Here is a 13945-nt window from a genome sequence, read left to right as displayed (position 1 = left end):
CCATCAGAATACAAAAAGGCGGCCTGCTCATATGAGCAGGCCGCCTTTTTTAGCTACCAATGCGCTTGCGCCTATTGCAGCACCAGGCGCTTGGTCGAAACCGATTCGCCGGTTTTCACTTTGAACAGGTAGGTGCCGCGGGCCAGCTGGCTGCCGTCGAACTTCACCTGGTGGTATCCAGCGTCCTGGGTGTCAACCACCAGGGTTTTTACCTTGCCACCGAGCGTGTTGAATACCTCCACACTCACGGGGCCTTCCTGACTGAGGTAGTAGCTAATGGTGGTGGCACCGGTGAACGGGTTGGGGTAAGCCGCCGTTTCGGGCGAGAGCGAAGCAGTGCCGGCCGGGGCCGAAGTACGAGCGGCGGTGGTTGGCTGCGTCACGGCGTTATACTGCGGGAAAGTGCGCGTTACGATAACGGCAAACTCGCCACGGGTTACGCTCTGCGTGGGCTTAAAGGTGGCATGCACGGTGGGCTGGAGGTCGTAGGGCCCCTGCGTTACGGAGTAGTAGGCATTGATGAGGTTGAGGTCAAGGGCCAGGCTCACGTAGCCCTCCAAGCCGGCAGGGATACTGGCGGCATCATCCAGCGGCACCTGGGCACCGTTGTAATTGACCGTTACGGCCTTGCCGTTGCGGTTCAGGGCCTCCTGCTGGAAACCCAGGCCCTGCACCAGCGAGTACGCCAGCGAAGCGCGGCTCACAAGCCCGTTGGGCGAGAAAGTACCGGCAGCGGTGGGCAGCATCACCCCGTTGTACTGGAAAGCACGGTCGCGCAGGCCAGCGCCGCGGGCCGCTACTGATTCGGTCAGCAGGATGTCGGTAGGCAACGACACGTCGGTAAAAGTGCGCGAGCCATCCGTGGGCTGATACTGGCGGATGCCCTGGCCCATGAGCAGGTAATCGGCCAGCTGCAGGCGCGTCAAAGCCTGGTTAGGCTTGTAGCCGGTGGGCAGGCCGTCGACGAGGCGGTTGGTAACCGCCATCTTGATGGCGGCTTCGGCGGGGTTGCCAGCGATGTCGTTTAGGTTGGAGGTGCCGGCGGGGGTTTGCTGCGTGATTTTGCCGGTGATGGTTTCGGGCAGCGCCACGCCGTTCAGGCCGTCCACTTTCAGGGTCCAGGTGCCAGGGATGGGCGACGCCACGGCCACGCTGCGGTCGGGGGTTAGGGCAAACTCAACCGGGATGCCCGAGCGGTACTGCACACCGTTGGGGTCCAGCAGAATCAGGTTGGTGAGGTTGCCGGTCTGGCCCTGCACGCCGGGCGACGAAATCTTTGCCTCCAGGCTGTTCACGCCCGTGCCCACCGCAAAGGTGAACTGGTTGGTGGCCGTGGTGGCCGGGTTGTAGTTCACGGTGAAGGGCTGCACCGTGGCGGCAGAGTTTACGCTGCTGTTGAAGGTGCGCGTCGAATTCACAGTGGCCCCGAAGTTGGTGCCGCGGAAGGCCCGGTCCACGGCGGCATAGGCATTCACGTAGCCCGCGCCCACTTCCCAGGCCTCGTGGCCCGGCATGTTGGTGGCAGTTTTTTGCAGGAGCTCCTTCACCTGAGCGGGCGAGAGCGACGGCTTGGCTTCCAGAATGAGGGCCACCACGCCGGCCACGTGGGGCGTGGCCATGGAAGTGCCGCTCATCACCGTGTAGAAGGGCAGCTCGGCGGGGGTAAGCACGGCGGCGTCGGTTTGCGCGCCCAGCGTGGCCACCGGGCCCAGGGCGCGGGTCGACACCACATCAACGCCCGGGGCCGTAATCACGGGCTCGTTCTTATAGGTCCAGGTCTGGCCATCCACTACAAACGTGCCCTGCTGGTCTTTCACTCCGCGCGAGGAGAAATCAGCCAACAGGCCGTACCGGTCGCCGGCGGCCACCGAAATGGTCCAGGGCGCCACGGCGTAAGGGTTGTGGGTGTCGGCCCCCGGGCCGGAGTTGCCAGCCGCAAACACCACCACCATGCCGCGGTCGTAGGCGCGCTTGCTGGCCACGTTCAGCGGGTCGTTGGGGTCAAACGTCCCCGACGACCCGTAGGAGTTGCTGATAACCCGGATGTTGTACTGGAACTGGTGCGTCAGGGCATAGTCGAAGCCGCCCAGGGCATCGAGCACCAGCAGGGCGCCGCCCGAGCCGTAGCCCAGCAGCGAAGCCCCCGGCGCTACGCCCTCGTACTTGCCGCCCGAGCGCGCGCCGCTGCCGCCCACAATGCCGGCACAGTGCGTGCCGTGGCCGGAGTTGTTGTCGGTGTTCGGCACGCCTTCCACGTACGTGATGGGCAGCATGGCGCTCAGCGAGTTCAGGTTGGTCGAGCCCAGCGTGTTCTGCACCAGGTGCGACCCGTACATAATATCCTGGTGGGTGCCATCGACGCCGCTGTCGTTGATGAGTACGCCAATGCCGTGGCCCGATACGGGCGTGCCCCCGTTGCGGGCCGTGGTTTGCGGGTCGGTGCGCAGGCGCTTCACCCCGGTCAGGTTGGTGTCCTCGTAGTTGTAGTAGTCAAGCTTTTTGTTGATGTACAGGGAGCGCACCTGCGGGTTGCGGGCCAGCGCATCTACCTGGGCGGCCGTGGCCACCACCCCGGCAATGGGCAGGGCCTGCAGCGTAACGCCGCGGCTGATGCCCAGTTGCTGCAGCGCGAGCAGCTGCGTGGCCTGGGGCGCGCCGCTGCCGTTGAAGGTGACCACCACCTGGGCGGTGGGGTTGGTGAGCAGCGCAGTGCGCAGGGCGGGGTCAACGATGGCTTGACCGAACGCATTGCCCGCGCCGAAGGCCACCACCAGAACGGTAGCAAGGAATTTGTTTTTCATGTAAGCGTAGTTGAATAAGAAGGAAGTTTGGTGAAAAATCAGCTGCCCGATTCCGGCGGCGTGGGCCCCGCGCCGGAAACCGGAGACAGCATATTTACGGGACTCCATATTCGCCCGGATTTTACTCAGCATTGAAAATATTTACACAAATCATGATTTTTATTAAAAATATCATTCAAAATCACTGAAACAATTATATTTTACATGCGTATTAAGTCGGTTTTTTAGCAAATCCATTATATCAGCTTTTTAACTTATTCTCAAAGGATTACCTTTTTGCTGTGCGCCGAGCGGATTACCTTTGGCTATGACTCGGCGGACTGGAAAGCGGCTATGGGGCGCCCTGCTGGGCGGGATGCTGGCGCTGGCGGGCCTCGACCGGCTGTTTCCGCTGCCGCCCGCGCCGCGCTACTCCCCCATCGTGCTGGCCGCCGACGGCACAGTGCTCCACGCCTTCCTGAACCCCACCCAGAAGTGGCGGATGAAAACCGAGCTGGCCGAGATAACGCCGGCCTTGCAGCAGGCCATCATCCAGAAGGAAGACCGGTATTTCCGCTACCATTTCGGCGTTAATCCGCTGGCCATCATGCAGGCCGCCGGGCGAAACATTTTCCGCAAGGGCCGCACCACCGGGGCCAGCACCATCACCATGCAGGTGGCCCGCTTGCTGGAGCCCAAGCAGCGCACGTTTGGGAATAAGCTGCTGGAAATGCTGCGCGCCACGCAGCTGGAAGCGCATTACAGCAAGGCCGAAATCCTCCAGCTTTACCTGAACCTGGTACCCTACGGCAGTAACATCGAAGGCGTGAAATCGGCCGCGCTGCTCTACTTTCAGCAGCCGCCAGACTATCTCTCCCTGGCCCAGACCGTGACACTGGCCATCATTCCCAACCAGCCCCGCGTGCTGGTATTGGGCAAGAATAACGACTGGATTCTAACCGAGCGCAACCGCTGGCTGCGGCAGTTCCAGCAGCAGCATCTATTTCCGAATCAGGATATTGAAGATGCCATTAATGAGCCGCTGGCTGCGCAACGCCATGCTGCCCCCACACTGGCTCCGCACCTGGCGCGGCGTCTGGTGACGCAGTTCCCCGGCCAACCCATCATTCATTCCACGCTGCGCCGCGCGCCCCAGGCCAAGGCCGAGGACCTGACCAAAAACTACGTGCGCCGCCTGCGCGAGTTGGGCATCACCCAGGCGGCTGTGCTGGTGGTGAACAACCGCACCCGCGCCGTGGAAGCCTACGTCGGCTCGGCCGATTTTCAGGATGCCGCTAGCAGCGGGCAGGTCGATGGCGTGCGGGCCATCCGGTCGCCGGGCAGCACGCTGAAGCCGTTTCTCTACGCGCTGGCCGTGGACCGGGGTATCGTGACGCCGAAGCTGAAGCTGCCCGACGTGCCCACCAATTTCAGCGGCTTCCGGCCCGAGAATTTCGACAAAAGCTGCGCCGGTGAAGTAACCGTGGAGCGTGCTCTCACTTACTCGCTCAACATCCCCGCCGTGCGCGTGCTGGCTGATGTGGGCGTGCCCGTCTTTACCGATAAGCTGCGGGCAGCCGGCTTCCAGAGCGTGGCGAAAGCGGCCCCACGGCTGGGCTTGAGCACCATTCTGGGCGGCTGTGGGGCCACACTGGAGGAGCTGACGGGCCTGTACGCTGCGCTGGCCGATGGCGGAAAGTATCAGCCGCTCCACACCACCGCGCCATTTGAGACCCAAAACTCAACCCTCAAAACTAAGCCCTCAAAACCCCTTTTCTCCCCCGCCGCCGCTTTCCTCATCACCGACATCCTCGCCCAGCGCACCCGGCCCGACCTGCCGATGGGCTACCAAAACAGCCGCCACCTGCCCAAAATTGCCTGGAAAACCGGCACCAGCTACGGCCGCCGCGACGCCTGGAGCATTGGCTACAACCAGGACTACACCATCGGCGTGTGGGTGGGCAATTTCAGCGGGCAGGGCAGCCCTGCCCTGACCGGGGCCGACGTGGCCTCGCCCCTGCTCTTCGACCTGTTCAACACCCTCGCCTACAACTCGCCCAACCGCTGGGCCGTGCCGCCCGCCACCCTCGACTTCCGCCTCGTATGCGCCGAAACCGGCCTCGTGCCCGGCGAGCATTGCCCCAACCAGCTCATCGACTACTACCTGCCCGGCACCTCCTCGGCCCGCCACTGCGAGCACCAGAAAGAAGCCCTCGTTTCGGCCGATGGCACGATTTGCTACTGCCGCGCCTGCGTGCCGGCCGCCGGGTTTAAGCGCCAGCTCTTCCCCAACCCGCTGCCCGAAGTGCTGGCGTTCCGCGAAGCGCAGGGGCTGCCCGCCACCCGCCTGCCCCCGCACAACCCCGCCTGCCGCCTCGTGCGCGCCACCGACGGCGACGCGGGCGCGGCCCTGACCATTACCTCCCCCCTCGACCATGCCGAGTACATCCTCGACCGCCACGACCAGCAGCAAATGCTGCTCAGCTGCGCGGCGGGCAGTGAAGTGCGCCAAGTGTTTTGGTACGTGAACGACCGGTTTCTGCGCGCCGCCTTGGCCACCGAGCGGGTATTTTTCCGCCCGCCCAGCGGCACCGTCAAAATCTCCTGCGCCGACGACCACGGCCGCAACGTGGACATCCGGCTCCAGGTACAGGAGTTGTAGCGCGGACTTTTAGTCCGCGAGTGGCTAGCCTGAATTCGCGTACTAAAAGTCCGCGCTACGCTTCGCCGAAAAAGCTGGCTGGTACGCCCGCCACGCCCGGTCGCACGGCAAAAATGTTGCCGCTGAGCGGGAATTCGACTGCTTGCTGCGGCGTGAGGCCGCGCCGGGCCGTGGTGATGAACAGCGTTTCGAGCCCCGGCCCGCCGAACGCGCACGACGAGGTGAACGGCGCGGGCACGGTGATGACTTGCCGCAATGCGCCGGTAGCGGGGTCGTACCGATGCACGCGCCCTGCGCCCCACAGCGCCACCCAGAGCTGGCCTTCGGCGTCGATGGTCATGCCATCGGGCCCACCGCTGCCCTCGGGAATGCGGACGACGACGCGCGGATTGGCGATGTGGCCCGTGGCGTTGTCGTAGTCGAAGGCCTGCACGGCGAGGGTGGGCGTGTCGATGTAGTACATCGTGCGCTGGTCCAACGACCACGCCAAGCCATTGGAATTGGTGAGGTGGCGCAGCATGACGTGGGTGCTGCCGTCGGGGTCGAAGCGGTAGAGCGAACCGGCGTGGGCGCGCTGCATCAGGTCGAAGGTGCCCACCCAGAAGCGGCCCGCCGGGTCGCACTTGCCGTCGTTGAAGCGAAGGTTTTCGTCCGTTACAGGGTCGGCAAGGCGGGTGAGTTGGCCGGTGTTCAGGTCAATTTCGTGGATGCCGGTTTGCAGCGCCACCAGGGCGCGGCCGCCGTGCCGGGGCACCACCGTACCGATGCGCTTGCCCACCGGGTAGTGCCGGTCGTGCCCCGTGGCGGGGTCGAATACGTGCAAGGCGCGCCCCTCAATGTCGACCCAGAACAGCTCCGCCGTTTCCGGGTTCCAGAGGGCGCCCTCGCCCAATGCTGCCTGCGCATGAAGAATGGATTCGGCTTGCATGGGGGTGGGTTACACGGTGGGCAAGGTGGCGAGGTGCTGCTGCAGCACGGCCCGCTGGCCGTTCAGGGTCACTTCCTGGGCGGTTTTGGTGGTCACCGGGCACTTGTGGGCAATGCCCAGCACGCGCAGGGCCGCTCCGTAGAGGTCTACCAGCACTGCCTCACCGGCCAGTACAATGCGGGCCGGCAAATGCGCCAGCAGCTCGTGGCACTCGCTGCCAATGAGCAAGCCGCTGAGGTAGAAGTAGTTTTCCAGCCGGCTGTTCTTATGAAACAAGTCGTTGGTGCGCACCAGAAAGGCGTTGTGCAACAGGTTGGCCTGCTGGCCTTCCAGCACGCCCTGGGCAAACCACTGCTGATGCCGGCCCTCGGCCAGCTTCCCGCCTTCCTCCACCGAAGTGGCCAGAATACTTTTGGTCGAAAGCAGCGAAAAGAACTCTCCCGTCATATATGTTTTCATGGCCGTGGCCTGGCCGTTCTGTACCGTGACGTGCTTGGCGTGGGTGCCCGGATGCAGGAAAAGCTGCTCCTCGGGCGTGTTTTCAAACCCACAGCCCACCAGCTGCACTTCCTCGCCGCGCATTACGTCGTCCTCGCTTTGCACGCCCGAAATCAGCAGCACCGGATGCGGGAAATCAGCCGTTGGGGCAATGGTTTTGGTGAGCAAATCCGAGCCATCCACCGCGAAGGGCAGCGGCTTATACGGCAGCTCCGCCATGCCGATGGTGGACGAGGCCATGCCCGAAATCACCACCGGCACGCCCGCCAGCGTGGTTTCGGCCGCCGCTTCCAGCCGCTGCAGGTGCTGCCGCACCACGGCCAGATAAAACGCCACGCGCTGCTCGGGCGGCTGCCCGGCCTGCTGCCAGGCTTCGGCCGTGGCCGCGTTGCCCTCTTTCGAGCTTTTCTCGGCGATGATGGTCAGGGTTTCGCGCTCCACCAGCCGCAGGCGGAAGGCGGTGGTTCCCCAGTCGCAGCTGAGGAAGATGGTGGGTGGGGTCATGGGTGAGAAATGATGAGAATCAAAAAAACCGTCATGCAGAGCGCAGCGAAGCATCTTTACCGCAGTCAGTAAATCATTACGACAGGATTAGTGGTGGCGGGCAAGATGCTACGCTCTGCATGACGGGCTATTGTATGACACATAGCACCTCTACCACTCCGCCACACTCCCATCCACGTTCCGCCAGATGGGATTGTGCCAGTTGTGGCCAATAGCCGCCCGGCGGCGCACGTATTCCTCGTTTATTTCAATGCCCAGCCCCGGCCCGCCGGGAATCCGGCAATGCCCGGCCTCATAGTCAAACACCGATTTATCGACCAGGTAATCGAGCAAATCATTCTCCCGGTTGTAGTGAATGCCCAGGCTCTGTTCCTGAATAAAGGCGTTGTGGCAACTTGCGTCCACTTGCAGGCAGGCAGCCAGCGCAATGGGACCCAGCGGGCAGTGCGGCGCGGCCGCTACATCAAATGCCTCGGCCATGCTGATGATTTTCTTGCATTCCGTGATGCCGCCGGCGTGCGAGAGGTCGGGCTGAATGATGTCGACGTAGCCATCGATGAGCAGCTGCTTGAAATCCCAGCGCGAAAACATGCGCTCGCCGGTGGCAATGGGGATGCTGGTATGCCGCGCAATCTCGCGCAGGGCCTCGTTGTTCTGCGGCAGCACGGGCTCCTCGATGAACATGGGCCGGTAGGGTTCCAGCTCGTGGGCCAGCACCTTGGCCATGGTTTTGTGCACGCGCCCGTGGAAATCGATGCCGATGCCCAGGCCCGGCCCGCCGGCCGCCCGCACGGCGGCCACGCGGGCCAGCACGGCGTCAATCTTCACGTAGGAGTCGACGTAGGCCACTTCGTCGGTGGCGTTCATCTTGATGGCGTTGAAGCCACGGGCCACCATGTCGGCCGCCGCCGCGCCCACATGCTCGGGTCGGTCGCCGCCAATCCAGGAATAAACGCGCATCCGGTCGCGCACCGGCCCGCCCAGCAGCTGATGAATCGGCGCGTCGTGGTACTTGCCCTTGATGTCCCACAGCGCCTGGTCGATGCCCGCGATGGCCGACATCAAAATCGGCCCGCCCCGGTAGAAGCCGCCCCGGTACATCACCTGCCAATGGTCTTCGATATTGAGCGGGTTTTGGCCGATGAGGTTTTCCATGAGCTCAATCACGGCGGCGGCCACGGTGGCGGCCTTGCCCTCAATCACCGGTTCGCCCCAGCCGATGAAGCCGGTGTCGGTTTCGATTTTGAGAAACAGCCAGCGCGGCGGCACCTGAAAGAGTTCGAAGCGGGTAATTTTCATGGGGGCTGATGGGGCGAAGGGATGATTCAGAACGAAAAAAGAACGGTCATGCAGAGCACAGCGAAGCATCTTTACTGCACAACGCAATCCAATCGACAGCATTGGTAGCAGCGGTAAAGATGCTTCGCTGCGCTCTGCATGACGGGCAGCTACATCGTTCCCACGGCCACGGCCGCTACAAACCGCCGCGCCTTATCCGTAAGCTGCGCCAGATATTCATCCGTCACGGCTTGCTTAGTATCCACCAGCGCACTGCCGAGGCCGAAAGCCTTCGCCCCAGCATCAGCAAAACCCTTGATATTTTCCAATGAAACGCCGCCCGTGGGCATGAGCGGAATGAACGGCAGCGGCCCGGCGATGTCCTTGAAATAGCTGGCCCCGCCGGCCCCGGCCGGGAATACCTTGATGATGTCGCCGCCGAACTCATAGGCCTTCAGAATCTCCGTAGCGGTGTAGGCGCCGGGGATGCTGACGGCTCCGTAGCGCTTGGTCATGCGGATGGTTTTCTTGTTGAGCGTGGGCGAAATAATGTACCTGGCCCCGGCCAGCAGGGCGGCGCGGGCGGTTTCGGGGTCGAGCACGGTGCCGGCGCCGACGAGCATTTTGCCTTCCATCGCCCCGGAAATCTCCTCGATGGAAGCCAGCGCGCCGGGCGAGTTCAGCGTTACTTCCATCATGCGGACGCCGCCGGCGTGCAGGGCCTGGGCAATGCGGAGCAGGCTTTTGGGGTCGGCCCCGCGCACGATGGCAACAACTTTGTGTTCGAGAATGTGGGCGAGCGGGTTCATGGGAGCTTCAGGCGGGCGGCCGCATCATTGCAGCTTGCTGGCAACGTAGAACCGCCCGGGCAGGTTAGGCCTGGTGGCCTCCGCGCGTTTTAAATCAACCTTATGGCCAACCTGGTGCTCGTTCGGCACGGCGAATCAACCTCCAATCTGGCCAATATTTTCACCGGCTGGCTCGACGTACCCCTCAGCCCCACTGGCGAGGCCGAGGCCCACACCGTGGCCGAAAAGCTGCGTGGCTACCATTTCGACGCGGCCTACAGCTCCGACCTCATTCGGGCCGAGCGCACGCTTGATATCATCGTGGCGCGGCCAGCCTGGGCCACCATTCCGGTGCACCACGTAGGGGCGCTGCGGGAGCGGATGTACGGCGACCTGCAAGGCCTCAACAAAGCCGAAACGGCCCTGAAATACGGCCAGGCGCAGATTGATATCTGGCGGCGCAGCTACGCCGTGCCCCCGCCCGGCGGCGAAAGCCTGCAACAGACGCAGGCGCGGGTGGTGAAATTCTTCGAGGCTGAAATTGCCCCTAAGCTGCGCTCCGGGCAGGACATTCTCATTGTGGCGCATGGCAACACGCTGCGGGCACTGCGCATGTACCTGGAGCACCTCACGCCGGAACAGGTGGAGAGGCTGGAAATCGTGACGGGCGGCGTCTGCGTTTATCATTTCGATGCGCAGCTGAAGATTCTGGAGTTGCGCACGCTGTAGCCCGCCGGCCCCAGTGCCGCATGAACGTAACGTGAACCCGGCGAAAGGAGTAAGCAGGACTAGAAGCCGAGGCCTTCTTTCGGCTGCTCAGTATCACCTTTCCCTCGCTCATGGGTCCTCAGTTCCTTTTCGCCACTGGCATCGAAAATAGCAACCCCACCATCCAAAACGGCAAGCACCGGGTGGATGAGCTGGAAAAATGCAACCACTACAAGCTCTGGCAGAAGGATTTTGACCTTGTTGATGAGCTGGGCATCAAGTTTCTGCGCTACGGGCCGCCCATCCACACCACGTTTCTGGGGCCGGGCAAATACGACTGGAGCTTTGCCGACGTGACGTTTCAGGACCTGCTGCGGCGCAACATCGCGCCCATTGTCGACCTGTGCCACTTCGGCGTGCCCGACTGGATTGGCAACTTCCAGAATCCCGATTTTCCGGAGCTGTTTGCGCAGTATGCCAAGGCGTTTGCGCAGCGGTTCCCGTGGGTGCAGCTCTACACGCCGGTGAACGAGATGTACATCTGTGCACAGTTTTCGGCCCGCTACGGCTGGTGGAACGAGCAGCTGACCGGCGACCGGCCCTTCGTGACGGCCCTCAAGTACATCGTGAAGGCCAACGTGCTGGCCATGGCGGCCATTCTGGAAGTGCGGCCCGACGCGGTGTTCATCCAGAGCGAGTCATCGGAATATTTCCATGCCGAAAACCCGGCCGCCATCGGCCCCGCCGAAACCATGAATTCCGAGCGGTTTCTGTCGCTGGACTTGAACTACGGCCGCCGCGTGAACTCGAGCATGTACGAATTCCTGATGGACAACGGCATGACCCGCGACGAGTATCACTTCTTCTTGAAAACCAAGATGAAGCGGCACTGCATCATGGGCAATGACTACTACTACACCAACGAGCACCGCGTGTCGGCCGACGGCAGCACCCGCGCTTCGGGCGAGATTTTCGGCTACCACGTCATCACCACGCAGTACCACGACCGCTACCGCTTGCCCGTGATGCACACCGAAACCAACATCTGGCAGGGCATCAACGGCGACGAGGCCGTGAACTGGCTCTGGAAAGAGTGGGCCAACGTGCTGCGCGTGCGCAACGACGGCGTGCCCATGGTGGGCTTCACCTGGTACTCCCTCACCGACCAGGTGGACTGGGACACCGCCCTGCGCGAAAACAACGGCCGCCTGAACCCCGTGGGCCTATACGACCTCGACCGCAACATCCGCCCCGTGGGCGAGGCCTACAAGCAGCTCATCGCCGACTGGGACCAGGTGCTGCCCGCCCAAAGCGTGTGCCTGCAAGTACCCATCGTGATGCCCCAGGAAAGCAACGAAGCCTGGGCCAAAGAGCAAAAAGCCGACGTGAAAGCGGCCAACGAGAATAAATCCACCGCCCAGGCCAATTCCACAACGGTGGACGCGGCCTGACCAGTCCGTGGCGTGGACGCTGTGAGTCCGCGCCTGAATTCAACCTTACCCGCGCGGACTCGCAGAGGCCACGCTACATTACTCGTTTCATGAGATTTCAAGATAAAGTCGTGCTCATTACCGGCGGTGCCAGCGGCATCGGCCTGGCCGCTGCCAAGCGTTTTGCCTCCGAAGGTGCCCGCGTGGTGCTGGCCGATTACAACCAGGCGAACCTCGATGCCGCCGTACCCGAGGTGAAAGCCGCCGGCGCGCCCGACGTGCTGGCCAGCCTCTGCAACGTGTCCGCCGAAACCCAGGTGGAAGCCACCGTGGCCGCCACGCTGGCCCAGTTTGGCCGCCTCGACGCGGTGGTGAACAACGCCGGCCTCATGCAGTTCAAAGCCCTGGAAGAGCTGACCGGCGACGACTGGCTACGCATTCTGAACGTGGATTTGCTGGGCGCATTCTACTTCACCAAGCAGGCTTTTCTGCACATGAAACCGGGCGGCAGCATCGTGAATGTGGCCAGCATTCACGCCATCGAAACCAGCCCGTTGGTGGCGCCCTACGCGGCGGCAAAGGCGGCCATGCTGTCCCTCACTCGCTCCGCGTCGCTCGAAGGCAAGCCGAAAGGCATTCGCACCAACGTCATCCTGCCGGGGGCCATTGACACGCCCATGCTGTGGGATAACCCGAACGTAAAATCCGGCGTCGAAATCATCGACAAAGCCGACGTGGGCAAGCCCGAAGACGTGGCCGCCATCATCGCCTACCTCGCTTCGGATGATGCCGCCTTTGTGCAGGGGGCCGAAGTGCGCGTGGACGGCGGCCGGCTCGATAGGCTGTAATCTAGATAAGAGTGAAGAGGTAGGGGTTAAGAGTTAGTTGGAGCAGCCGTAGCTGCGAAATCAACTCTTAACCCCTACCTCTTCACTCTTAGCTAACTCCCGGCACGCCCCTTGCATAACGATAGGTGCCGGCTCATTCCGCCGGACTTTCCCGCGCCATGAAAACCTACTCTTTCGTTGCCCTCCTGCTGTTATCGCTGACCTCCTTCAGTGCCTCGGCTCAGTTTCGCTTGTCTGACCTGAAGGACATTCTCGTCAAGCAGGCCGGCTCCCGCACTTCGGGCAGCACATCCAACGCCAGCATTGGGGGCCTTAGCAACGCCGACGCGGCCAACGGCCTCAAGGAGGCGCTACTGCAAGGAATAGGCAAAGGAGCCGACCAGGCTTCGCAGACTGACGGCTTCTACCTCAACCGCCTCATCCGCATCCCCTTCCCGCCCGATGCCCAGCGCGTGGCCACCACGCTGCGCAGCATCGGCCTGGGCAGCCAAGTCGATAAGTTCGAGCTGAGCCTGAACCGGGGCGCGGAGGATGCCGCCCGCAGCGCCAAGCCCATCTTCATCTCGGCCATCAAAAGCCTTACGTTTTCGGACGTGTGGAACATCCTGACCGGCCAGAAAGACGCCGCCACGCAGTTCCTGAAGCGTACTACTTCCACGCAGCTCGTCGCGGCCTTCGCGCCCATCATGCAGAAAAGCCTCGACCAGGTGGGCGCCACGCGCTATTACACCCAGCTGGCCACCACTTACAACCAGCTGCCGCTGGTGCAGAAAGTGCAGCCCGACCTGAACCAGTACGCCACCGGCAAAGCCGTGGACGGCCTGTTCACGCTCATTGCCCAGGAGGAGGCCAACATCCGCGAAAACCCGGTGGCCCGCACCACCGAGCTGTTACGCCGTGTATTTGGCAGCCGCAGCTAGCAGATTGCCCGGCCAGCGTTGGAGTGGCGTATGTTTGCGGCCCTAAATCCGCAACCGTACGCCATTCCCTTTTTATGTCCACCCTCACCATTGGCAGCCTTGCCGAACTCGAAGCGCACACCGGCCAGGAGCTGGGCGTGTCTGGGTACCACACCATCACGCAGGCCCAAATTGACCAGTTTGCCGCCGCCACGCTCGATTTTCAGTGGATTCATACCGATGCTGCGCGCGCCGAAACGGAGTCACCCTTCAAGGCCACCATTGCCCACGGCTACCTAACGGTGGCGTTGCTGCCCTACCTGTGGCAGCAAATCGTGACCATCGAGAACCTGAAAATGCAGGTGAACTACGAAATCGAAAGCTTGCGCTTCAATCAGGCCGTGACCGTGAACAGCGCCGTGCGCCTGCGCGCCAAGATGCTTTCGGTGACCAACCTGCGCGGCATCGCCAAGACCCGCATCGAAGTCACGCTGGAGATTGAAAACGTGAAAAAGCCTGCCTATACGGGCGTAGTGACGTTTTTGTATCATTTTCAGGACCAGTAGATTGCCTCACTTTTGGCGGCTTCCAGGTGGATGCGGCCACTTGCCCCGACCGCTTT

At 62.5% G+C, this 13945-nt stretch carries 11 protein-coding genes; 6 read left to right on the top strand and 5 right to left on the bottom strand.

What is annotated here, in order from left to right; translation table 11 throughout:
• Window positions 1-71: 71 nt before the first annotated feature.
• Entirely contained in the window at window positions 72-2801 is a 2730-nt protein-coding gene (locus ACYU7Q_RS13830) for a S8 family serine peptidase (RefSeq protein ID WP_460610028.1), read from the bottom strand.
• Between the two features lie 307 nt (window positions 2802-3108).
• On the opposite strand from ACYU7Q_RS13830, the gene pbpC reads away from it, so the two are divergent.
• Window positions 3109-5442 (top strand): penicillin-binding protein 1C, encoded by a 2334-nt coding sequence (gene pbpC, locus ACYU7Q_RS13825; protein ID WP_460610027.1) that lies wholly within the window; start codon window positions 3109-3111, stop codon window positions 5440-5442.
• Between the two features lie 55 nt (window positions 5443-5497).
• Here the strand turns inward: pbpC and ACYU7Q_RS13820 are convergent, their stop codons facing one another.
• From ACYU7Q_RS13820 to ACYU7Q_RS13805, 4 genes are all read right to left on the bottom strand, one after another.
• Complete coding sequence (locus ACYU7Q_RS13820) at window positions 5498-6370, bottom strand: SMP-30/gluconolactonase/LRE family protein (RefSeq protein ID WP_460610026.1); 873 nt, start codon at window positions 6368-6370, stop codon at window positions 5498-5500.
• A 9-nt stretch (window positions 6371-6379) separates the two neighbouring features.
• Window positions 6380-7372 carry a 2-dehydro-3-deoxygalactonokinase gene (locus ACYU7Q_RS13815; protein WP_460610025.1) on the bottom strand — a complete coding sequence of 331 codons (993 nt, stop codon included), beginning with the start codon at window positions 7370-7372 and terminating at the stop codon, window positions 6380-6382.
• Window positions 7373-7522: 150 nt separating this feature from the next.
• A complete protein-coding gene (gene dgoD / locus ACYU7Q_RS13810; RefSeq protein WP_460610024.1) occupies window positions 7523-8671 on the bottom strand; it encodes a D-galactonate dehydratase in 1149 nt (382 codons plus the stop codon).
• Window positions 8672-8820: 149 nt separating this feature from the next.
• Complete coding sequence (locus ACYU7Q_RS13805) at window positions 8821-9459, bottom strand: bifunctional 4-hydroxy-2-oxoglutarate aldolase/2-dehydro-3-deoxy-phosphogluconate aldolase (RefSeq protein ID WP_460610023.1); 639 nt, start codon at window positions 9457-9459, stop codon at window positions 8821-8823.
• Window positions 9460-9561: 102 nt separating this feature from the next.
• On the opposite strand from ACYU7Q_RS13805, the gene ACYU7Q_RS13800 reads away from it, so the two are divergent.
• The 5 genes from ACYU7Q_RS13800 (at window position 9562) to ACYU7Q_RS13780 (ending at window position 13889) form a co-directional block, all read left to right on the top strand.
• Window positions 9562-10167 carry a 2,3-bisphosphoglycerate-dependent phosphoglycerate mutase gene (locus ACYU7Q_RS13800; RefSeq protein WP_460610022.1) on the top strand — a complete coding sequence of 202 codons (606 nt, stop codon included), beginning with the start codon at window positions 9562-9564 and terminating at the stop codon, window positions 10165-10167.
• Between the two features lie 110 nt (window positions 10168-10277).
• Window positions 10278-11597 (top strand): glycoside hydrolase family 1 protein, encoded by a 1320-nt coding sequence (locus ACYU7Q_RS13795; protein WP_460610021.1) that lies wholly within the window; start codon window positions 10278-10280, stop codon window positions 11595-11597.
• 89 nt (window positions 11598-11686) lie between these two features.
• Complete coding sequence (locus ACYU7Q_RS13790; protein ID WP_460610020.1) at window positions 11687-12424, top strand: SDR family NAD(P)-dependent oxidoreductase; 738 nt, start codon at window positions 11687-11689, stop codon at window positions 12422-12424.
• A 158-nt stretch (window positions 12425-12582) separates the two neighbouring features.
• Entirely contained in the window at window positions 12583-13344 is a 762-nt protein-coding gene (locus tag ACYU7Q_RS13785) for a DUF4197 domain-containing protein (RefSeq protein WP_460610019.1), read from the top strand.
• 74 nt (window positions 13345-13418) lie between these two features.
• Window positions 13419-13889: a MaoC family dehydratase gene (locus ACYU7Q_RS13780; protein ID WP_460610018.1), complete on the top strand. Its 471-nt coding sequence runs from the start codon at window positions 13419-13421 to the stop codon at window positions 13887-13889.
• The last annotated feature ends 56 nt before the right edge of the window (window positions 13890-13945 follow it).

Source organism: Hymenobacter terrigena (assembly GCF_054776515.1).
Note: the sequence above shows the minus strand (reverse complement) of the source record. Positions and strands in the feature narration are given on the sequence as shown.